Raw genomic sequence first — 23645 nt, 5'->3', positions numbered from 1 at the left:
AATGAATTTTAATTAGATTATTAAATCTATCCGTTTTGCTGGCATTGAATGGCTGTAATGACCACTGTGTTAAAAATATCATCAACCGTACAACCCCTGCTCAAATCATTCACAGGTTTGTTGAGTCCCTGAAGCATCGGGCCAATTGCCAGTGCGCCGGTTTCCCTCTGTACGGCTTTATAAGTATTATTTCCCGTATTCAAATCCGGAAAAATAAGTACACTTGCCTTTCCTGCAACCTCGGATCCCGATAGTTTTTGTTTGCCAACAATAGGGTCAACGGCGGCGTCGTACTGGATTGGCCCTTCCACTTTAAGATCAGGGCGTTTAAGTTTCACAAGCCTGGTAGCCTCCCTCACTTTTTCCACGTCCTCCCCTTCTCCAGAAGCGCCCGAAGAATAGGACAACATGGCGATCCGTGGTTCAATACCAAACATTAAACTACTCTCTGCGGATGAAATGGCAATATCAGCCAGTTGATCAGCGGTTGGATTCGGATTAACTGCACAATCTCCAAAAATAGAAACCCTTTCCGGCAAACACATGAAGAAAATAGAAGACACGATTGAAACGCCTGGTTTTGTTTTGATAAATTGTAATGCAGGCCGTATGGTATGCTGGGTGGTATGTATGGCTCCTGAAACCATGCCGTCTGCCTCGCCCAAATAAACCATCATTGTGCCAAAATAGGATACATCCTGCATAAGGTCCCTGGCCATTTCCTGGTTTACATTTTTGTTTTTTCTTAATTCAAACAGTTTATCTACATAGATATCATATTTGTCGGAAGCCTTTGGATCAACAATTTGTATATCATTCATGTCGGGATTCAACCCGAGTCTTTTAAAAGATGCAGTAACTTCGGAAGGATCACCCAGAATTGTGAGCTGAACAACCTGCTGACTTACTAGCCTTGCAGCCGCTTTTAATATACGATCATCATTTCCTTCAGGCAGTACAATATGCTTCTTCTGGTTTTTTGCCCACTTTACAAGCTGGTACTGAAACATGTGAGGCGTAATGCCGCGTGGCTGAAAAGTGATGATCCTTTCATCCAGGGCTAATACGTCGACATATTTTTCAAAAATATCAATCGCAAGACCAATCTTCATTTTGTTATCAGCAGTAATTCTTGAATGAATGGCACCAATCGCAGTGGTCGTTTCAAACGTTCCTTTTTCAACAGACATGATAGGAATCACTGTTTGTAAACCCTGGATCAAACGCATGACAGGTTCGTCAGGAATTGTACCGGCTGTTAATACTATGCCTGCTACTTTCGGATAATTGGCTGAGAGATTAGCCTGAATGGCTCCGATAATAATATCACCCCGGTCACCAGGTGTAACGATCAGTACGTTTTCCTTTATATGGTTTAAAAAATTTGGCAGCATCATAGCGCCCGTCACAAAGTTATCAGCCTGATTGGCAAGTGCATCTTCACCAAACAGTAACTTTGCCTGTAGCGCATCACAGATCTCTTTCATGGTTGGGCTCTGAAGATCCTTGTTCCAGGGGATAACAGATAGCATGATACTTTCGTGGATCTGCATTTTCAGCAATTCCTTGATGTCATTTTCCTGTTCAGGTTTTACCCGGTTAACTATCACACCGACGACCTGCACTTCCCGCGTTTCGAAATTATGCAGGATATTCAGCACAGCACTTACAACCTGTGAAGTGGATTTGTTCTCTCCTCCTACAACTGCCAGAACCGGTGCGCCTAAATTTTTAGCAATGGCTGCATTGGATTCAAATTCAAAAGCAATCCCTTCTCCCAGAAAATCACTGCCCTCAATCACTGTAAAATCGTAATTGTCTTCAAGTTTTTTATACTTACTGATAATAGTATCGATCATTTCGCCCTGATTTTCAGCTTCGGTAAACTGTAAAACCTGCGGACGACTAAAAGCATAAGTATCCTCATAAGGAATAGAGAGGGAAAAATAATCCAGAATGGCCTCAATATGCCGTTCTTTTTTTCCAGGAGCCTGCTCAGAAATTATGGGCTTAAAATATCCGATTTTCTCTGTTTTACCAAGAAGCATATTGACCAGCCCGAGTGCAATAACAGATTTGCCTGTAAATGGCTCAGCCGATGCGATAAAAATTGATTTAGTCATCCTGTAATGTGGTTAATGGAGGTTTTCAGCAATTGTTAAATAATAATATTATGCCATGATCAATTGAATTTCTTCCATTGCATAGTTTCAAGTTTCCAGGCAGATTGTACGAAGGTAATGGAATCGAAGTGGAATAAATTGAGATAGAATTGATAGCCTCCTATCCCTGAATGTGCTGACTTAAATCTGATTTCAGTTATTCAGTTTTTTTTAAAGCCTGAAAGCACAAAAATCCGCTAAGCAAATATGATTTACTCAGCGGATTTTTGTGCTTTAATTCCAAAGGACTCTGCAACCTCTTTATTCTACCATCAGCAACTTCAGCACTTCCTTATGTGCCTTCGATTCAATTTTCAATAGATAAAGGCCTGCCGGCAATCGTGTTGCCGAAACATCTACCTCAACAGTAGATGCAGTTCCTTCAGGTTTTTTCCTCAAAAGCAAGAGTTGCCCTGTCTTGTTGACGAGGCTCAGATCCACCTCACCTTTGTGACGGTTGGAAACATTTACAGAGAAGTGTTTTCCATTAACCGGATTCGGGTAAATACCAGAAGCATCCTGATCAGTTTCTATTGAAATCATATCGTCTTCTGCCCCAATCCTTGCAGCAGGCGGTGCCACGTTCCGTATGACCAGTTGCGGCCGGTTAGCCCCATTCTCACGGCTATTGAAGGTCAGCTGCGTATTCTGGTTTCCTGGATTGGTCACAAAAAAGCTTGCCGTTTTATCTCCGGCCAGTTGCGATTGCACAAAGGCTGTAACGTCAATTTCATAATATTTGGCTGTACCATTCACATTCACTGAGCCTAATGAGCTACCGGAGGCTGTTGGTGCATTCGACCAGTTAATACCCGTTTCCGTCCAGGCATCGTTGGTAATGCCATAAGCAGACAAGCCGATATTCGTATTGCCCTGTATATTGGAACCATACAGCCTCAGTTTGGCCGAACCTACATTATCCACTCCTGCAAGCGGGAATTTCAGGTAAGTATTCCGCTGATAGCTGGGCAAACTGCCTGTTTTTATTTCGAGTGAGGTTTCGGTTCCATAGTTCGTATTATCATTGGGCGTATTACGGACATACGCATCGGCAAGCGGGCCGATAATTACTGCCGGAGTCGGCACTATCTCAATGGCGGCAATGATTGGTTTATCCGATGCGCCGGAAAGAAAACTGATATTCAGGGTGCCGTCCGTAATGTTCACGGTAAATATTTCCGTCCTGGCGCGCATGGCACCGCCCGCAGCTGTAAAAATATCATAATTAGTCAGTTTCCTGCTGCCTTCGATATCTACATGGAAACGTCGTTTTCCCGATCCTGCTGAGCCGCCCCGGCTGGGTACACCCCAGTATATTTCAGCAAAATGCAGCACGACATTCATTGGCCCGTTGGTTACGGGGATGCTGTAATTAAAGTTTGTACCAAACCGCTGATCTTTGTAAAGCTGGTCATCCGTTGTGTTGACAATATCTCCGCCGGCTGCATTGGAAATTTGCGTCGTGCCACTGAAATATTGGTCGGCAATAAAAGTACGGCTGCCTGGAAGCTGCAAAAGAAGCACCTCCTGAATTGATACGCAGGGCAGCTGGTGCCGGCTGGTATTTGTATAGTTCAGCACCAAGCGGACCCGCACTTGCCGATATCAGCAATGTTCCGTTCACATCGGCCAGATCGTAAAAACGGGTACTGCCGTTCGGGGTAAGGTCATAGACCATATAGGTGCCATCGCTGGTGCCATCACTTCGCCACAGTTCTGTACCAGTTGCTGCATCATAAGGTGTAAAGTAAATGACATCACCAATTGCAGCCGTGTGGTCGATCGTAAAATCATTGGCAAACTGGCCGATCTGTTTCACGATGTTTGTTCCCGAAGGTGTACCATCACTTACCCAAAGCTGATCTCCTATCTCATCGTCGTAGGGTACAAAAAAGAATTTGCCTCCTGCTTCGGTTTTTTGACGAATAAAAGGATCCTCGGTGTAGTGTAAATCGAAATCGCCCAGCTGAATAGTTCCGGCCGCAGTACCATCTGTTCGCCATAAAAGCTCCCTGCCTGCGCTAGTTCCAAGTACATTAAAATAGAGCAGGTTTCCCGCTTTGAAGAGCCCCGAAATTGTAAGACCGGAATCACCGGGAAACAGATTTGTGATCACTGTCGTGCCAGCTGAAGTGCCATCGCTTCTTACCAACACCTGACCAGAACTTTCGTAATTGCCTAAGACATAATAGAGGTAATTGTTAAGGATAACGGGCGGTCCGGACGCTCCTCCGCTACTTGCAACGTCTTTGACAAGCGTCGTTCCCGCAGCCGTACCGTTACTTTTCCAGAGATCATAACTGTTGACTCCATCCCATGCGAGAAAGTAAATCTGACCATTAAATGCTATCGCAGCCAGGTTGCCTGTATTCGGAAAAGTAGTTATCAGCACAGTACCAGCCGATGTGCCATCGCTTTTCCAGAGCTGAAGAGTTTGTGAAGAGGTTGCAATGCCAAAGAAAAGTGTTCCATTTAATGCTATCAGTCCGGTGATCCGGTCGCTTGATACTGATACTACATCTTTAACCAGCACCGTGCCAGCCGAAGTGCCATTGCTTTTCCAGATTTCCTGTGCATTGGCCACAAAAAAAAGTGTCCCGTTTACATTGGTCAGCTGGTCAGGATTTGAGCTGCCGGATCCCGGCAGGATATCCTTTACCAGTACAGTTCCGGCATTTGTGTTGTCGGTTTTCCATAGTTCGCGGCCATTGATACCATTATCAGCCGTAAAATAACCGGTACCGTTCAAATCAAACATTTTCTGAGGCTGTGAACCTGGCCCTGTCAATGGAGAAACAGCTATGGTGCTTGCCGGGGTCAGATTGGTCTTATACAAACGCGTCACAATGGTTTCCGTACCGCTAAAAAATACAGTCCCACCGGCATTGACAAGCTGAGTGCTGTAAAAATTAGCAATGACCTGGGTTCCCCCGCTCGTTCCGTCACTCTTCCACAGCTTTGGGCCCGACGAATTGTTTCCGGTAAATACAACCTGGTTGCCCACAACAGTAACTTCCCGTACATTGCCATCACCTCCTGAAAATACATCTGTCACGAGCACGGTACCGGCAGCAGTTCCGTTACTTTTCCACAACTCGCGTCCATTATTAGCAGCAGTTACAGCAGAAAAATACAAGGTGCCATTTGCATTAGATAAGTATGCAGGAAAGGAAGATATATTGGTGCCGGGATTAATATCTTTAACCAGAACTGTTCCGGCGGCTGTACCATTGGATTTCCAAAGTTCTGCCCCTGTTGTGCCGTCCTGCGCCGAGAAATATATATTAGTCCCGACAACTATGGGGTCATCCAGAAAAGTAAAAGTTTTAATTGCTGTAATTATAGCCCCGTCAGTTCTCTTTAAAACATTATTTTCGGAAAAATACATGTAACCATTAAATGCTACCGGCCTGAAACGATCGCCAAAAGCAGGGCCGGGAACTGTACCTCCTGCTGTTCCATCGCTTTTCCAGAGTTGGAAGTTTTCCTGTCCGCTGTAACGTACACCGGACAGGAAGTAAAGTGTGCCATTGAAATTGAAGAAATCAAATGCTCCTGTTGCACCAAGTATATTATTTGAAATTTCTTTAACCAGAACAGTGCCCGCCACCGTACCATCCGTTTTCCAAAGCTGATGGCTGCCGCTGGAACTGATGACAGAAAAATAAATGGAATTGTTAATCGCAAGTATATTATTCTCACCAAATGCAATGCTTGTTGTTTTTAAAGGAAAAGTCCCCTCTTTGGTACCATCACTCCTGAACAGCCATATTTGATTGTTGTAGAGTACATTATAAAAAGCAAGACCATTGGCAGCCCTCAGGGATGTTGGTGGTACCTCAGGGTCATTAAAAATGTCGGTCAGCATGAATGTCCCTGCCGCAGTCCCGTCGCTCTTCCAGAGCTGGGTTCCATGAATACCATCGTTACCGAGAAAAAAAGAATATTCCCGCTTGCAGCTGTTTCCAGAATTGTAACGCCGGTACCGGTTCCGGTCACATTAATATCCCTGACCAGGTCAATGGTCTGTGCTTTCAAAATGTGTGACATCATCAGTGATAATGCCAGCCACAGCAAATGTTTTTTCATACACGTTGATCGTTAAAATATTTATTGATTATTTACAACAAAACCATTAAATATACCTATTTAAATAAAAAATAGACTATATATGAATAAGATTATAACTGAAAAATCAGGGATTCCGAGCCTTTATTTATTAACCGTAACTTTAAATGATAAAAGTCCTGATTACCAGGACTTTTATTCTAGTGCTTCTTAAAGATATTGCTATTCTGAGACCAGTAATTTTAGTACTTCTTTGTGTGCCATAGATTCAATCTTAAATAAATAGGCGCCGGCTGGTAATTGTGATCCTGAAACGTCCATTTCAACAACCGGTATTGCATTGGCTGTTATATTCCGGATAAGCAGGGACGCTCCTGTTTTGTTGATCAAACTTAATGTTATATCGCCTTTGTGCCGTTCAGAAACTTTGACCGAAAAGTGTTTTCCGGTAACCGGATTGGGATAAATTCCAGAAACTTCCGGCTCATTTTCAGCTATCACAAAATCTGCTTCTTCCCCCATTCTCGCAGTCGGCGATGACAAAGACCGGATGATAAGCTGCGGCCGGTTGGCTTTACTCTCACGGCTGTTGAATATCAGCCGGGCGTTCTGATTGTCCGGGTTGGTCAGAACAAGACTTGCGACCTTGTCACCTGCCAGCTCAGATTTTATAAAGGGCGTTACATCAATCTCGTAATATTCGGCGCTGCCGTTTACATTCACTGAGCCCAGTGCACTTCCTGAGAAAACAGGTGCGTTATTCCACGTAATGTCCGTTTCTATCCACGAATCATCACTGACACCATAAGCTGCAACGCTGGTATTTTCCCCGCTCTGCACATTGGAACCGTACAGGCGGAGTTTCGCCGAACTGACCTCGCTGATTCCATTAAGCGGGAATTTCAGATAGGTATTCCGCTGATAGGCAGGCAGGCTTCCGGCTTTTATCTGTAGTGTTTCGGCTGTTCCATAACTGGTATTGTCATTGGGTTTGTTGCGTACAAATGCATCTGCAAGCGGGCCAAGATCCACCTGCACCGGTAATACTTCAATGGCGGCAATCATGGGCTGATCGGCTGTACCTGCAAGAAAATCAATGTTCAGGATGCCGTCCGTGACGTTGACCATAAAGCTTTCCGTTTGGGCACGCATCGCACCGCCCGCAGCACTGAAAATGTCATAATTTTTTAATTTCCTGCTGCCTTCAATATCGACATGAAAGCGTCGTTTTCCTGTTCCGTTTGATCCGCCCCGGCCTGGAACACCCCAGTAGATCTCGGCAAAATGCAGTACGACCTGCATCGGCCCGTTGCTGACAGGAAGGTTGTAGCTGAATGCCGGACCCGTGCGCTGTTCCTTGAAGAGCTGGTCATCTGTTGTGTTCAAAATATCCCCGCCTGCGGCATTAGAGATCCGGGTAGCTCCGCTGAAATACTGGTCTGTGCTGAACGGACGGTTACCTGAGGCGGCAAAGGCAGCACCGCCGGAATTGATACGCAGCGCTGTCATAGCTGGCTGGTATCTGTAGAGTTCAGCACCAATTTTGCCTGCATCCGCAGAGATCAGCAGCGTACCTCCCACATTGGCCAGATCAAAAAAGCGGGTACCGCTTCTGCCCGAAGTAAGGTCATAAACCAGATAAGTGCCTTCACTTGTGCCGTCGCTTCTCCACAATTCTGTTCCGGTTGCCGGATGATTGGGTGTAAAGTAAAAAACGTTTCCCACGGCAGCTGAATGGCTGATGGTTATTTTATCCATTCCGCTGCCAATCCTTTTCACCATGTGCGTTCCGGAAGGTGTGCCGTCACTTACCCATAGCTGTTCGCCTGTCTCATCGTCGTAGGGTACAAAAAACAATTTTCCACCAACGTTTGTTTTGTGACGGATGTTAGGAAGATTGCCCACAAAATCAAAATCGGCTAGCCGGAAAGTTCCTGCTTCCGTACCGTCCGTTCTCCATAATAACTCCTTTTCCTGACTGGAACTGAAAACATCGAAATAGACCAGGTTACCAGCTGTGAATAGATCTGAAGTATAAATAAATTCATCATCCGGATACCGAGTTTTGATGACATTGGTACCTTTGGCAGTCCCATCGCTTTTAACCAGCAACTGTGTCGAGTTTTCGTCGGGACTTCCGAGAATATAATAAATATTATTGTTCAAAATTAGCGGTGAACCGATAGCTCCTCCTCTCTCGGAGATATCTTTAACCAGTGACGTTCCAGCCGCTGTTCCATTGCTTTTCCACAATTCATAACTGTTTATCCCGTCCCAGGCAAGAAAATATAACAATCCGTTTAATACAACCGATTTAATGCAGTCCGGCAAATTGGTTTTTGAAAAGGTTTTGATGTGCACAGTTCCGGCCGATGTCCCGTCGCTCTTCCATAGCTCGAGTTTTTCAGCACCCGCATTATATACAAAAAAGAAGAGTGTATTGCCCAATCCGATCAGGCCGGTGGTCTTATGATAGGGATGCATTTGTACCATATTTTTAACCAGTACCGTGCCTTCCGGGGTACCGTTGCTTTTCCATATCATCCCGTCATTGGAAACAAAATACAATGTTCCGTTTACATTGGTAAATTGTTCTGGGTACAGCGAAAATGTACCTATCAGAAAATCCTTTATGAGTACTGTACCGCCGGTTGACTTATCAGTCTTCCAGAGCTCACGTGTATTGGTCCCGTCATTGGCTGCAAAATAACCGGTGCCGTCCAGGTCAAATATATCGTGTGGCTCCGAACCCGGACCTGACCAAGGTGAGACAGGCACTGTACCTTCCGGGGTCAGATTGCTTTTAAAGACCCGCCTTATAGTAGGTTCAAATTGTCTGAAAAACAAAGTGCCGCCGACATTGATCAGCAGGTTGCCAAAGAAATCAGCCAGGACCTTCGTGCCGGCATTGGTGCCGTCTGTTACCCAGATTTTTGATGCATCCAGCGGGTCCCTTCCACTGAAAGCGACCTGGTTGCCTACTGCAATAACTTCATTCACGTTCCAGGCACTGGGTATTATCATTTCCGTACCGGCAGTGGTTCCGTTACTTTTCCAGAGTCTGTAACCCGAAGTATCACCAGCCATACCAGAAAGGGCAGCGAAAAATAAAGTCCCGTTTACATTAATCAGGTTATGTGGCATGGAGAAGGCGTTGGTGCCCGGATTAATATCTTTCACCAGAACAGTTCCGGCAGTTGTACCGTTGGATTTCCAAAGCTCGGTACCTGTAGTACCATCCTGAGCTGAGAAATATAAAGTTGCACCGACCACTACGGGGTCACCTGCATAAGAAAAGCTTTTGATGGTAGTGACCGTGTTGCCATCAGTACGCTTTAAAGAATTATTTTCAGAAAAGTACATATACCCGTTTACTGATGCCGGCCTGAAACGGCCGAGCATAGCTGGTCCGGGAACGGTGCCTGCCGTTGTTCCATCACTTTTCCACAGCTGGTAATCTGTACTTCCATTTTCATTTCCCACACCTATAAGAAAATACAGGATACTGTTGAAATTAAAGAGGTCAAGCGGACCAACTGAATTGCTTCCTGTGGGCACCACTTCTTTGACCATGGTTGTCCCGGCCACTGTTCCGTCCGTTTTCCAGAGCTGCCTGCTGCCGTCCGGACCGGCATTGGAAAAATATACACTGCCATTGGCCTCAAGGACTGAATGACCATCAGGCAGACCAAATGGCAACTCGACAAGAGGAAAAGTGCCAGCAGTAGTCCCGTCACTTCTAAACAGCCAAAAACGTTTATTGTATTGAAACTGGCAAAAGGCAAGTCCATTAGCGGTAAACAGCCCTTGAGGCGGATAACTTAAATCATAAGATATATCTGTTAACATTCTTGTACCCCCTAAAGTCCCATCGCTCCTCCAAAGCTGTCTTTCGTGGGCAGAATCGCTGCCTAGAAAAAAGAGCATGTTACCGGCAGCAGCTCTTTCTCCCATAATTACGCCAGTACCCGGCCCGGTCACATTGATATCCTTAACCAGGTCAATGGTTTGTGCTTTTAAAATGTGAGGCATGATCATCAACGAAAATGCCAGCCACAGCAGATGTCTTTTCATAAGCGTTGATCGTTAAGTCAATATTGTTTATTTACTATTTTAACATTAAAAATACATACTTTTTAAAAAAATGGAATATGTAATTGTCGGGAAAAAAGGTAATGGAAAGAATTTTTGACCTTAAATATGTGCATCAAATGAGTTATCCTAATTGACTTACTGCTTTATTAAGGCCATGATGCAATCTGGCCTATTTTTATAGTTATCTCGAAACATCAAAAATATTCAGAATTAAATGTGTCAACTTACTTAAATAAAGTGACACCCAATTTTGGTTCTGTATCAGATAATAATACGATTTGCACTTTTAATATTAATATACCGCAAAATCACACCGAATTTTACAATTGGTACGTCATCCCGTTGGTAATTACTGAATATACAATTTACTTTGTCTATAAGTTAAATAGATTATATAGTCTATGAGATTTAATATTCAGGTAACCACCAAACTTTTTAACGTTATGAAATTAGCCGCTATTATTTCGATCCGAACGAGTCCTCTTCTGTTGTTTCCGCTTCATTCTTCCCATTCAGGTTTTTACTGTTGTTAAAATACAGCTTTCCTTTTTATTGATCTAAAACCTTTGCTTTGATCTTTCACAGGTACAACTCAAAACCATAATTAATGAGGTTCCGCAGGTTTGCCTGAGTGAAAAATTTCATCCGGTTTTTATTTAAAACCATACCTATTAATTTTAATCCAAGTCAAAAACATGTTAAAAAATTTATCCAGGTCAATCCCGAATTTACGGGAATGGGTTTTCCTGTCCGGCTTCATTTTTCTTAGCTTACAAGCTTATTCCCAAAATGTTACGGTAAAGGGAACAGTCACATCAGCAACCGATAAAACCGGTTTGCCAGGTGTTAATATCGTTGTAAAAAACACAGTTACCGGCACATCTACAGACGCTGACGGAAAATATGAATTGAGTATTCCGTCCGATGCAGTTCTTGTTTTCTCCGGTATCGGGTACGTTACCCAGGAATCTCCGCTGAAAGGCAGAACGATTGTTGACGTCCGGCTTGAAGCCGACACAAAACAGCTGGACGAACTGGTTGTAGTTGGTTATGGCACTCAAAAAAGGAACAGTCTTACGAATTCCGTATCTACCATCACGGGTGAAGACGTAGCCCGCAGGCCTGTTTCCAATATCCAGCAATCCTTTCAGGGATTAATGCCTGGTGTTGCGGTGACAGACCTGGGTGGATCGCCCGGAAAGTCGAATGCAACGATCCGAGTGCGTGGCATTACTACTTTCAATATAAACGGAAGCAGTACAAGCGGTTATGATCTTGGGAAAAATGATGCACTTATTATCGTTGATGGCATTGAACAACAATTAAGCGATATTAATCCGGACGATATTGAATCCGTTTCTGTTTTAAAAGATGCTGCTTCCACCGCCATTTATGGTTCACGGGCAACAAACGGGGTCGTTCTGATAACCACAAAAAGAGCGAAAGGAAGTAAAGTCCAGGTGGATTATCATGGCTATTACGCAATCCAGAAATCGAATAACGTGCCTAAAATGATGGGGCTGGAAGCTTATATGCGCGAACAGGTTGCTGCGTACACCAATGCAGGTGCAGCAATTCCCGCGCGTTTCACGGAAGAGTCCATACAGGCTTATGTCAATGCAACAGACCGCGAGAAATATCCGATGCCAAATACCTGGTTTGAAACTTTATTACGTTCTGCACCACAGCAAAATCACAGTTTATCCATTGCCGGCGGTGGCGAAGTGTTACGTACCCGCCTCAGTATCCGCTATCAGGACCAAAATGGCGTAATCAAGAATTTCGGTAACAAAATCGGCGAATTCAGGCTAAATACAGATTATGACGTTTCTAAAAAAATTCGTGTGAGTGCCGATATTAATTATCGTTATAACAGTACAGAAAGCCCAACTACCAATCCGGATGCGCCGCTGAACAATTTCTTCCACGGATCACTCTGGGCGGTTCCCAAGTATGCCGACGGAACTTACGGCCTGAGTACGCAGGGAAATAACCCTTTGATGTTTCTGGAAATAGGCGGACAATCTTTACAAAAAATGGACTACCTCGCAGGTTTTGTAAAAGCAGATTTTGAGATTGCAACCGGATTAACTTTCTCCACGCAAATCGCCGGTCGCGGGCTTTTTACACAACAAAAAAACTACACAAATTCTTACGTCAATACAGATAAGAACACGAATATTACCAAAACTATTGCAAACAACAGTCTGACCGAGGTCCGTAATAACCTACGTGAGTATACGATCAACAATCTGCTGACTTATGAAAAAAGTTTTGGCAGCCATAATCTGAAAGCGCTCGTTGGTTATTCCCAGATCGGCAATACGCAAACATTTTTATCGGCTTACCGCGAGCGTTTTTACAACAATGATATCGGTTCAATTGGCCAGGGAGCTAACGACGGCACAAAAACAAATTCCGGGCGGGACGCAGTTTACGGCCTGAGATCCTTTTTTGGCAGGGTAAATTATGATTACAACGGAAAATATCTGGTTGAGGTAAACGGCCGTTATGACGGTTCTTCCAAATTCACTGGTGCAAAACAATACAGCTTTTTTCCTTCTTTCTCTGCTGGATGGAGAATCTCAAAAGAAAATTTCTGGCAGGGACTTGAAAATACGGTAAACGATTTGAAGTTCAGAGGCTCCTGGGGTATAACCGGAAATCAATCGGTTGATCTGTACAGTTATTATGCTGCACTGACTGCCAATGGTTATAGCTTCGGCGGATCGCCGGTGCAGGGTTATCTCCAGAATACACTGGCAAATACGAACCTGGGATGGGAATCAACAACACAGCTGGATTTAGGCCTGGATGCATCTTTTCTTGGTAAAAAACTAAACCTGACTGTCGATTATTACAACAAACAAACCGATGATATTTTGCTGAACCTGGATATTCCGGCAACAATTGGTTTAACTGCACCACCGCAAAATGCAGGTTCTGTTCAGAATAAAGGCTGGGAATTCAGTCTGAATTACCGCGGTACGCCGGGTGCCTCAGGTTTCAGGTATAACGTGGGTGGTAATTTAAGCATCAACCAAAACATGGTAACGGATTTGAAAGGAACGGGACCTTATATCACCGGTTCGGATATTGATCCGCGATATATTATTAAAAAAGGATTGCCTATCAATACACTATGGGGTTATAAAACAGACGGATTGTTCCAGTCGCAGCAGGAAATTACGGAATACAAAGCGACTTACGCTGCTAATACAAAACCAGGAGATGTTAAGTATGTGGACCTGAACAATGATGGGAAAATTGATGCAAATGACATGACAGCCATTGGAAATTCTTTTCCAAAATACACTTATGGTTTTAACGCGGATTTTTCCTACAGGAATTTTGACCTGAATATTCTTTTCCAGGGTGCAGCAAAAGTGGATTCACGCCTGGCTGGGGCTTTGGCAGAAATGGGAAATCAGGAAGGTTTTACGCACGAAATTTATACCAATAATTACTGGACTCCTGAGAACACCGATGCCCGTTTTCCACGCCCGGTCAAATACGATTTGAGAAATGTGGCTACTTCGGATCGTCTGATCCTGAACGGTTCTTACCTGCGGCTGAAAAATGTGCAGCTTGCTTATAATGTACCGACACTTCTGACTCAGAAAATACATTTGAGCAGAGTCAGGGTTTATATTTCAGCGACCAACATCTTCACGATCTCAAAACTGAATGAGTGGAACCTGGATCCGGAAGCACCTTCCGGACGTGCCGTATATTATCCTCAAACTGCCTTGTACACAGCCGGTTTGAATCTGCAATTCTGATCATCATTAACACTATTGACCTGAAAATCATGAAAATGAATACATTAAAATATATAACACTGTCGCTTGCAATCTCATCAGGCTTACTGATTTCCTGCGATAATGACCTTTTAGAAACTGTGCCGAACGACAGATTAAACGTGGATATGTTCTGGAAAACAGAGCAGGATGCAAAATTGGCGGTGAATGGATTATACACGGATCTGGACAGTACAAATATTATTACCTGGGATGCACTAACGGACATTGCGCACACCAACCAGAATTTTGATGTACAGGCGTATGTTGAACTCGGAACTTACGACGGGACAAGTTCGAAAATATACGGTGAATGGAAACGCGCATACAGAGGAATCCGTGCGACCTCCTATTTCCTTGAAAACGTAGACAAAATCCCTTCAACGAATACAGCCCTTATCAACCAGCTCAAAGGTGAAGCGAAAGTTTTACGCGCCTATCAATATATTAAACTCGCTGGATTTTATGGCGATGTTCCGCTGGTAACTTCTTCCATCACAATCGATGAAGGAAGGGCTTTGGTAAAAACACCGGTTGCAGAAATCTGGGATTTTATTGACACAGAACTGAACGAAGCAGCCTCACTTTTGCCCGCAACTTACACCGCAGCAGATAAAGGCAGAGTGACGCAGGGAACCGCACTGGGACTGGCGGCAAGAGCCAGTCTGTATGCAGGCCGTTACCAGAAAGCGGCAGAAACAGCTGACAAAGTCATAAAGTCAGGGATATACGGTTTATATGAATCTTATGAAAAACTGTTCAGTTATGCAGCTGAAAATAATAAGGAAGTATTATTTGACAGGCAATTTATTAAGGACAATTATCCCATCAACGTTTTTCCACTTTTGGCACCTTACAGCCAGAAAAACAGCCAGAGCAGTTACGTTCCTACCAAAGCGCTCGTTGACATGTACGAAACACTGGACGGCAAACTGATTACGGATGCTGCCAGCGGTTATAATCCGGCAACACCTTACGTTAATAGGGATTCCAGGTTGAAATATTCTGTTTTCCTTCAGGGCGATATTTTACCAAGCGGAATTACATTCCAGCCACAGCCGACCAGTGGAACGGCCGATGCTATCGGAAGTACTTACATTGCCTCTACAACCGGATTTAATATCAAAAAATACATTATTGCCGAGGATTATGCCAATCCGGCAAATAGTGGTATCAACATTATTTTGCTTCGATACGCTGAAATTTTACTGACATATGCTGAAGCCAAAATTGAATTGGGCCAGGTTGATGCAAGCGTGCTGGCTGCAATAAATCTGGTAAGAAATGGTAGAAGTGACGTAAAACAACCTTCTGTAACCAGTATGTCACAAGCAGAGCTCAGAACAATTGTCCGCAGGGAAAGAACCGTTGAACTGGCATTTGAAGGGCAGCATTTGTTTGATATCCGTCGCTGGAAAACGGCTGAAAAAGTAATTCCGGGACCTGTTTACGGTATTACCTATAAGGATGCTTCGGGTGCACTTAAAACCGTTGAGGTAATTGCAGTGAACAAAACATTCGATGTGAGCCGCCATTATTTATGGCCTGTTCCTCAAAAAGAAAGAGATTTAAATCCATCATTAACGCAAAATCCAGGTTGGTAACATGTTGATTATAAAAAAAATAAGGTTCGTAATTTTATCCGTTTTTGTTTTGGGCTTTGCTGTTTTTATGGCAGCATTGGCTCCTAAACCCATATCCAAAACGCCCAATATTGTTTTGTTTTTTATTGATGATATGGGCTATGGCGATTTGTCGGTAACAGGTGCATTGGGTTACAAAACGCCGAACATAGACAAACTTGCAGCAGAAGGAACACGTTTCACCAATTTTATGGCAGCTCAGGCTGTATGCAGCGCTTCCCGCGTCGCACTGCTCACCGGCTGTTATCCAAACCGCCTAGGTGTAGCCGGGGCATTCGGGCCAAATCAGGGGCTTGGACTTGATCCGAAAGAGGAAACCATTGCAGAATTATTAAAAGCAAACGGTTATGCTACCGGCATATTTGGCAAGTGGCATTTGGGAAGTGATTCTATTTTTCTTCCTTTAAAACAGGGTTTCGATGAATATTATGGTGTTCCGTATTCTCACGATATGTGGCCGCTTCATCCCTGGCAGAAACAGGCAAAGTATCCTCCCCTATTCTGGATTGAGGGAAACAAACAGGTGAAAGAAATTAAAAACCTGGAAGATGCCAGCCTGATTACACCAACCGTTACGGAAAAGGCTGTTTCTTTTATTAAGAAAAATAAGAAAAAACCGTTTTTCCTGTATGTTCCTGAACCGATGCCGCACGTTCCGCTGGCGGCAAGTGCCAATTTTAAAGGAAAAAGTGAGCATGGTATTTTTGGTGATGTTCTGATGGAACTGGACTGGTCAGTTGGACAAATTATGAAAGAGCTGAAAGACCAGGGACTGGACGACAATACGATTGTGATATTTACCAGCGACAATGGGCCCTGGCTGAATTATGGAGACCATGCGGGTTCATCCGGTGGGTTCCGTGAAGGAAAAGGGACTTCTTTTGAAGGAGGACAGCGCGTTCCTGCAATTATCAGGTGGCCGGGTGTGGTACCGGCCGGAAGGGTTTCGAACAAATTGTTATCCAATATTGATATCCTCCCGACGCTGGTGAAACTGACAGGTGCTAAATTGCCAAAAGAGAAAATTGACGGAATTGAATTTGTCGATCTGCTGAAAGGTGACGATACCAAAAAACCTCGTGAAAACTTTGTGTATTACTACCGGAAAAATAGCCTGGAAGCAGTTCGTAAGGACAACTGGAAACTCATTTTTGCACATCCGGGACGTATTTATGAAGGTTCATTACCTGGAAAAGATGGCCAGCCAGGCCCTACATCTGAAAATAACGCCATACCGGCTGCACTCTATAATCTTGGTCGTGACCCTGGTGAGCGATATGATGTGTATTCTCAAAATCCGCAGATCGTAGCTGAACTTGAAAAAATAGCAGAAGAAGCCCGTGAAGATATGGGTGACGAATTGCAGCAACGTACCGGAAAAAATGTTCGGCCCGGCAGAAAATTTGGAAATAATTAAGTGGTTTTTGTAAAATAAAAAAGGAAATTTTTCAGAGTTTGAATTGAAGGAAGTCAGGTTTATGTGAACTGGTTTGTATCACGCCCGCATAAACCTGACTTCCTTTTTCTTCCTGAATGTTTTTATAATCTGTTTTAAATGTTTTCGAAATTACATTAAAAATAAAGTTGCTATTGATACCAGCACAAGGGACAGCAATGCAGAAATAACTACAATGAGCGCAGGCTTCTCCTGTTCAGAGCCCAGGAAGGAAGCAAAAACTGTTACATTGGTAGCTACTGGGAAAAGTGAAACAAGAAAAAGCATTTTATAATCATCTGTTTCCAGGCTGTTAAAAACAGTATATTCTGCAAAAATCAACACGCCAATAATTGCCATGGCTGCAATTGTCCTGACACCAATTAATTTTAAGTAATAAGGTATTTTAACTTCTTTCAGACTGATATCGGCTAATTGAAAACCAACGATAATCATACCTGCACAGGATACAGTCAGACTAACCACTTTCAGAATTCCACCCAGTTCCTCAAGTGATTGCATACCTAAAGATTTACAAACAATCCCTGCAACAAATACGTAAAGGAAAGGGATTTTAATTACCTCTTTTAACGCTCCACTGGTCTCCAGCTTCGACTTCGCTACCTGGAAATAGCCGATCGTATCTCCGTAAAGCGCAGAGCCCAGATAGATACAGATCAGCGTGCTTACTTTTTCTTCACCAAAAAGCGCAGTTACAGTTGGTATTCCAAAAAATGCGATATTAAAAAATGAAAATGAGGCCCTGAGAAGCAAAGGATCAAAGTCGGATGCAAGCTGTTTTTGTGCCAAATTAGCCACCGGAACCATTGCCAAAGCCAGGATCAGTGTAAATACCGGCAATACATACAGCTTCCCGGCTTCTGCATCCAGCATGTTAAAGAATACAAGAACAGGCAGCAGGAACTTTATAAGTGGCATGCTGATGTATTCAGGTTTGATATTAAACCTTTTCTTCAAAAAATACCCGGCAGGTATAAATGCCAATACAGGGAGAAGTTCACTATATAATTTAAACAATATCTTCACCCGTGATACTATCGATTAAATGATGACAGAGGTTGCCAATCGTTTTTACATTATACCAGACCGCGTTCACATCCAGCAGAAGTCCGTTGGCAAGGTGGCCGAGAGCATAAAAATTTGGGACTGATTTACCATTCCGGATTATCTGCATGGTTTGGGTATTAATTTTTATTCCGCCGGTTTCTTCCGATTCTATCAGGTTATTGGCAGCCAGATTCTGTACCAGGTCAGATTTCATTTCCTTAACTGCCGAAGCCGGACCGGTTGCATTGATGACGTAACTAACCTTATCCGATTTATTTTGGTAAGAGAGCGTGAATTTTTTCTCTTTCTCATAATAAGTAACATCTTTCAGGTCAGCTACAACTTTAAGCTGCCCGGAATCAAATAACTTTTCGATACGAACTGCGTTTACCATTGGCATACAATGACGGTTGACAGCCCAATAATTTCCCAGCCATTTCTTGAATTTAATCCTGCCCCGCTCATCGAGTAACTTCCACATTTGTGAACTGTCGTATCTTAAGGCATAAGGAATATTTATGAGTTCATCGCCACCATTTTTAGAAATAGCAATGTCCTCTTTCAAACGTTCCTGAGGGCTCATTGCTGTTCGCATAGCTTTTTTCCAGTCAATGCTTTTTCCTGCAAAATATTCTGCCTCTTTGATAAACAGCCTGAAAACCTCGCTCACGAACGGACTTCTCAGCTTTTCCCGCTGTATTTTATGGAGATTACTGATCGTCAGATATTTACATTCATAGGGTTTTGGCTTCTCCACCTGAACCCTTGGAAGAAGCCCGTCCAGGGAATAAAAGGTAATTCTACCAACGTGATCATTATCTGCCAGAGTCATTAAAGCATCAATGGCACTAAGGCTGGACCCAATAATGGCAACATCCTCTTTTTGTGGTACGTTTTCCAATATTTTTGAAGATGGCCAGGGAGAATCAAAGTAATTTTTAAACTTATCCAGTTCACTGTATACACTGGAAACGGGTGTTCCCAAAGATAAAACCAGGTAATTACAAACCTCTTTTTTACCATTTGAAAGCTGTATCTCATAACCATTTTCTGACTCTGTTACACCTTTCGCACTGGCATGGATTACTTTTAGCTTCATTCCTTCCCTAGTTGCGAGTTCAAAATAAAACTCAAACTGTTCCTTAAGGTAATCGCCATAAAGCCGTCGGGTAGTAAAAGCCTCATCCTGTCCCTGGTTATCTACCACTTCCTGCCCGATGCGTTCGTTATGTTTTTTGAGCCAATCACTAAAATGCTCCGGTTCTGTGAAATGGATTCCCATCAGCTGGGCCTGGGTATTAAGAATATGTCCGGGTTGTTGGGTACCAAAGGCGAGCCCTTTCCCTACTTCCTCGTTTTCTTCAATGATGGTTATGGAGACATTTTTATGCAAACCTGCGATACGCAATTGCAGAAAGAGTTCGATAAATAAGGAAATCCCGCAGGCACCTCCACCGATAATTGTAAGGTTTAAAGAATTCACACTGTTAAATTTTCAGAACGATTGATTTAGCTGGTATCCGTCCTTAAAACAATCGTGCTAATTTCTGTTCTCTTAAAATTTCTTCTATTGAAACAAATATTCAATCCTGTTTTCCAGCAGGCAAATATGTGATCAATCTGTATTGATTCAAGTTGGAGCAGACATTGGCTACAATACAAAATACCAACGCCAACAAATATTTCAGGGCTTTACAAATCCATTAGAAAGTTGCAGGCGTATATAATTTGATAAGCGAGCTGCCATATTAACTATTTAATAATAGTCTGTTTAACTTTTTGCGACAATTTATTTTCATATTTTGTAGTATATATTCAAAATAATTGTAAATTTAATTTACACATTTTTTTTACAAATTTCATTCAATGAGCGAACTACTTAATTCAGCGAGTATATCGAATCTGGAAGCCCACAGATTAATTGAAAAAATTACCATTACCGGCAGAGACAACCGCTATGATCTCCGTGAATTAGAAGTTGACCTGGACAGCTTCGGCAATGTATTACTGATCAGCTCCGATCGTAAAAATATCCCTGATATGGGAATTACACCTTTTCAAATTTCCAGCCACCCCACTGCTGAGAATTGGGTAATTTATACCGAAAATCCAAAATTCATATTGAACCGGCTCATCCTCATGGGCTTTGCATTAAAAAAAAGAAAAGATGAAAGCCCGGCTATCGTCGAATTCAGCAAAAAATTCCCATTTGAAATTGGCTGAAATTTTTACTTATTTATTATAAAGGCGCTGTACTATTGTATCAATCGGTGATAATAAGTTTTATTTTAGACCTAATACCATTATTATCTCCTCTCTTATGATCACTTCAATTCAACTCATGTTAAAATAAGTTGCCTGTTAACACCTGTTTATAAAAACACGGAAAAGCCAACCGAATATTATGTTGCGCTGCTAAAACAGATCATCGTGTTTTTCTCCTGATTTCGTTGTTGTTAACGAGCCCTAGCTTAAAAAAAAATTTGCCCGGTTATTTTTATTATTAAATATTAATCAACAAAATTCGATAAATTTATTCTATCATAAGAATAGACTCGAAGGCAGCACCCTGTAAAAGACAACTGCCTTTTTGTAGCTTTTCTACGATAAGCCTCCGTATTTCACATCACTCCTATCTTTCCTGAATTTCTCCACAATTTTCAAACGTACAGAATGATGAAAACACTACCGGGATTGACGCTATTTTTGCTTTTTCTGCACTCAGCATCTGCTGGGCACAGGACTACACGCTTTTAAAAGATTTCAACTCAATCGCAGGAACCCAGGTCGGGCAATTTGTTGACATGAGTGGTTCTGCCTATTTCTTCGTGAATAACCAGGACGGCCGTGATTTATATAAAAGTGATGGTACTGCTGCAGGTACCAACTATGTCGCCCACATTAGTCCCAATAGAGATGAAGAACAAGGAAGAAGCTTTGAGCTGACTGCTGTTGATCAAACGCTGTTCTTTTTGGGAAACACAAACGACAGTGGCCGCGAACTGTGGAAAAGTGATGGAACAGAAGAAGGAACAATGCTTGTAAAGGATATTTCTCCCGGGCAAGCTAATTCGACGATCACCGATCTGATCAATGTAAACGGCACCCTGTATTTTTTTGTTGAAAAGTATCCCAGCATCGAGTTGTGGAAAAGCGATGGCACCGAAACGGGTACAGTAATGGTCAAATATTTCAGAAGACCAAGTTTTCCAACTCCGCTTGTATTTAAAGGCCAGATATATTTCTGGGCCATTAACGATACTGAGAATTATGAATTATGGAAAAGTAACGGAACTGCCGAAGGGACCGTTCTTGTAAAAAATATCAGTTACCAAAGAGGATCTGGACTAGACTACAATCCTACAATACAGATAGTTGGTGACAAACTGTATTTCTTTTACCGTTTGCCGGACAGCCGAAAACAACTGTGGGTTTCTGATGGAACCAGCAATGGGACACGTCAGGTATTTGAATTTAACACCGGATCAGAAATCTTAATTGCCTGGACGTCGGAAATAAATCAGCTGTACCTGTTTTGCATCGGAATAGACCTTTGGAGAAGCGACGGAACTTTGGCCGGAACATACAAGATACATACAGCGCCCGGAGATTTCATTTCGCTTTTTCCCCTGGCAAAGCTGGGAACAAAGTTCATGTTCGTCAATCATAATAACCAATTTGGTAACGCGGTTTGGCAGACCGACGGTACAGTTGCGGGTACAACACTACTGAAACACACGGCACCGGCTTTTCATACCGAACTAACTTCAATCTCAACGCTGAGTTCCGCTGTACACAAAAATATTCTGTACTTTGAGGGAGGGGCTTTTGATTCAGGTAATGAACTATGGAGGACCGATGGTACACAACAGGGTACATACCGGACAACCATTTTCACACCAGGCGGTAACACTGATTTTGGCTCCATGTTAAGTATTGGCAACCATCTGCTGGTCAGCGCTTACCAGCATTATAATAGCTCCCGGGAATTTGATTTATACGAGTTCGTTCCGGAAAGTTTACCAGATCCTACACGCATTAATACCGGCGGCAATGCAGTGGTAATAAGTGATGGCCGAACCTTTAGCGCGGACCAGTATTTTACCGGAACTTCTAATGTTTCAACTACGCCCGCCGGAGATTTTCTTAATACGAATGATGACCAGTTATACAGGGAGCAACGTTACGGGCCTTCATTTAGTTATAATATTCCTGTTACAAACGGATCAAAAAGCGTCGTCCTGCATTTTGCTGAAACTTTCTGGGGTATTCCGGGCAAAGGCGGAGCAACAGGGGTTAATAAACGCCGTTTCCATGTGAATATAGAAGGTAGCCGAAAACTAACAAATTATGATCTTTTCCAGGCAGCCGGTGGTGCCATGCGGGCAAGGACGGAAACTTTTCCTGTAACTGTTTCAGACGGGACTTTGAACATAGACTTTCTTAAAGGACTGGCGGACAATCCAATCATTGCCGCTATAGAAATTCTGCCCAGTCAGCAGGTCAGTCTGGAACCTGTTGCAGATGCTTATGTCCGTAATATTCCAAGCAACAACCTTAATTTCGGAACTGATACTACGCTGGATGTAAAATCAGGAAGCCTTCCCAGCTATGAGCGGAAGGCATTTCTTAAGTTTTCACTTGAAGGGGTAAGCCGCGTAACTTCTGCCAGACTGCTTCTATATCACAATAAGTTTGACTATGGCGAACAGTTAAAGGCGTCTGTTTTTGGGGTTCCTTCGGATTCCTGGACAGAAAACGGCATTACCTGGTCCAATTCCCCTGCTTCATCAGGCGGTGAACTGGGATCAGCCCAGATTTATTACAACGGCCGTTATCATGAAATTGATTTGACCACTTATGTAAGGGATCAACTGGCAGGTGACAAGACTGTAAGCCTTTTACTGACTGATGCCACAAACCAGAATCAATTATTTGGTTTTAATAGCCGCGAAAATTCAAGAGACAGACCCAGGCTGATTATTAATACGTCGCCAAACACTTCACCATTGGCAAGAGAAGGTAATGAGGTAGAAGATAGGCAGGTAGAAAAGGCTCCGTCAACAATTTTCCCAAATCCTGCCAGCAAGAAATTTTCGATTAAAATTTCAGACAAGCATGAAGGTGAATTAAATATTGAGTTGACAAGTGTAACCGGCAGAATATACCATTTTGAAAAAATTGCATCATCAAAAGCGGTTAAAGATGCAGATATTAACCTGGCGTCCTCAAATCTGTCTGCTGGTATTTATTTTGTAAAACTCCGGTCATTTCAATATCAGGAGACGATCAAGCTGCTGATAAAATAAGAATTACTAAACCAGAAAGACCGGTAGAAACTCATTTTTACCGGTCTTTTTTATGTTACCATGTG

The 23645-nt window shown here is 43.0% G+C and carries 12 protein-coding genes; 5 read left to right on the top strand and 7 right to left on the bottom strand.

Annotated features, from left to right (window positions below):
* Nucleotides 1-26: 26 nt before the first annotated feature.
* The 5 genes from pta to KZC02_RS31020 form a co-directional block, all read right to left on the bottom strand.
* The gene (gene pta, locus KZC02_RS31040; RefSeq protein ID WP_221392202.1) at nucleotides 27-2123 is read right to left on the bottom strand and encodes a phosphate acetyltransferase; all 2097 of its coding nucleotides are present in this window, start codon (nucleotides 2121-2123) and stop codon (nucleotides 27-29) included.
* 300 nt (nucleotides 2124-2423) lie between these two features.
* Nucleotides 2424-3677, bottom strand: a complete 1254-nt coding sequence (locus tag KZC02_RS31035; protein ID WP_221392201.1) for a DNRLRE domain-containing protein — start codon at nucleotides 3675-3677, stop codon at nucleotides 2424-2426.
* On the bottom strand, nucleotides 3574-6030 hold the full coding sequence (locus tag KZC02_RS31030) for an ELWxxDGT repeat protein (RefSeq protein WP_221392200.1): 2457 nt from the start codon (nucleotides 6028-6030) through the stop codon (nucleotides 3574-3576). The genes KZC02_RS31035 and KZC02_RS31030 overlap by 104 nt, the downstream gene beginning before the upstream one ends.
* On the bottom strand, nucleotides 6024-6251 hold the full coding sequence (locus tag KZC02_RS32340; RefSeq protein ID WP_229253904.1) for a hypothetical protein: 228 nt from the start codon (nucleotides 6249-6251) through the stop codon (nucleotides 6024-6026). Before KZC02_RS32340 ends, KZC02_RS31030 begins: the two co-directional genes overlap by 7 nt.
* 201 nt (nucleotides 6252-6452) lie before the next feature.
* Entirely contained in the window at nucleotides 6453-10304 is a 3852-nt protein-coding gene (locus KZC02_RS31020) for an ELWxxDGT repeat protein (RefSeq protein ID WP_221392199.1), read from the bottom strand.
* 716 nt (nucleotides 10305-11020) lie between these two features.
* On the opposite strand from KZC02_RS31020, the gene KZC02_RS31015 reads away from it, so the two are divergent.
* From KZC02_RS31015 to KZC02_RS31005, 3 genes are all read left to right on the top strand, one after another.
* Nucleotides 11021-14107, top strand: coding sequence for a TonB-dependent receptor (locus KZC02_RS31015; RefSeq protein WP_221392198.1), 3087 nt, complete (start codon nucleotides 11021-11023; stop codon nucleotides 14105-14107).
* Between the two features lie 35 nt (nucleotides 14108-14142).
* Nucleotides 14143-15729, top strand: coding sequence for a RagB/SusD family nutrient uptake outer membrane protein (locus tag KZC02_RS31010; RefSeq protein WP_229253903.1), 1587 nt, complete (start codon nucleotides 14143-14145; stop codon nucleotides 15727-15729).
* A gap of 67 nt (nucleotides 15730-15796) precedes the next feature.
* Nucleotides 15797-17185, top strand: coding sequence for a sulfatase (locus tag KZC02_RS31005; protein ID WP_229254435.1), 1389 nt, complete (start codon nucleotides 15797-15799; stop codon nucleotides 17183-17185).
* Between the two features lie 150 nt (nucleotides 17186-17335).
* Here the strand turns inward: KZC02_RS31005 and KZC02_RS31000 are convergent, their stop codons facing one another.
* Nucleotides 17336-18142 carry an AEC family transporter gene (locus KZC02_RS31000; RefSeq protein ID WP_221392195.1) on the bottom strand — a complete coding sequence of 269 codons (807 nt, stop codon included), beginning with the start codon at nucleotides 18140-18142 and terminating at the stop codon, nucleotides 17336-17338.
* 91 nt (nucleotides 18143-18233) lie between these two features.
* Nucleotides 18234-19754 carry an FAD/NAD(P)-binding protein gene (locus tag KZC02_RS30995; RefSeq protein WP_221392194.1) on the bottom strand — a complete coding sequence of 507 codons (1521 nt, stop codon included), beginning with the start codon at nucleotides 19752-19754 and terminating at the stop codon, nucleotides 18234-18236.
* Nucleotides 19755-20137: 383 nt separating this feature from the next.
* On the opposite strand from KZC02_RS30995, the gene KZC02_RS30990 reads away from it, so the two are divergent.
* Nucleotides 20138-20494, top strand: coding sequence for a hypothetical protein (locus tag KZC02_RS30990; protein WP_221392193.1), 357 nt, complete (start codon nucleotides 20138-20140; stop codon nucleotides 20492-20494).
* Between the two features lie 581 nt (nucleotides 20495-21075).
* A complete protein-coding gene (locus KZC02_RS30985; protein ID WP_221392192.1) occupies nucleotides 21076-23580 on the top strand; it encodes an ELWxxDGT repeat protein in 2505 nt (834 codons plus the stop codon).
* Nucleotides 23581-23645 lie beyond the last annotated feature (65 nt).

This window comes from Dyadobacter sp. NIV53 (assembly GCF_019711195.1).
Classification (GTDB): Bacteria; Bacteroidota; Bacteroidia; order Cytophagales; family Spirosomataceae; genus Dyadobacter.
Note: the sequence above shows the minus strand (reverse complement) of the source record. Positions and strands in the feature narration are given on the sequence as shown.

What these genes read in the sequence shown, in the direction of transcription:
- KZC02_RS32340 (WP_229253904.1), bottom strand. Translation starts at nt 6,251, where the DNA reads ATGAAAAAACATTTGCTGTGGCTGGCATTATCACTGATGATGTCACAC.
- KZC02_RS31015 (WP_221392198.1), top strand. Translation starts at nt 11,021, where the DNA reads ATGTTAAAAAATTTATCCAGGTCAATCCCGAATTTACGGGAATGGGTT.
- pta (WP_221392202.1), bottom strand. Translation starts at nt 2,123, where the DNA reads ATGACTAAATCAATTTTTATCGCATCGGCTGAGCCATTTACAGGCAAA.
- KZC02_RS30990 (WP_221392193.1), top strand. Translation starts at nt 20,138, where the DNA reads ATGAGCGAACTACTTAATTCAGCGAGTATATCGAATCTGGAAGCCCAC.
- KZC02_RS31010 (WP_229253903.1), top strand. Translation starts at nt 14,143, where the DNA reads ATGAATACATTAAAATATATAACACTGTCGCTTGCAATCTCATCAGGC.
- KZC02_RS31020 (WP_221392199.1), bottom strand. Translation starts at nt 10,304, where the DNA reads ATGAAAAGACATCTGCTGTGGCTGGCATTTTCGTTGATGATCATGCCT.
- KZC02_RS31000 (WP_221392195.1), bottom strand. Translation starts at nt 18,142, where the DNA reads ATGCCACTTATAAAGTTCCTGCTGCCTGTTCTTGTATTCTTTAACATG.
- KZC02_RS31030 (WP_221392200.1), bottom strand. Translation starts at nt 6,030, where the DNA reads ATGCTGACCGACATTTTTAATGACCCTGAGGTACCACCAACATCCCTG.
- KZC02_RS31005 (WP_229254435.1), top strand. Translation starts at nt 15,797, where the DNA reads ATGGCAGCATTGGCTCCTAAACCCATATCCAAAACGCCCAATATTGTT.
- KZC02_RS30985 (WP_221392192.1), top strand. Translation starts at nt 21,076, where the DNA reads ATGAGTGGTTCTGCCTATTTCTTCGTGAATAACCAGGACGGCCGTGAT.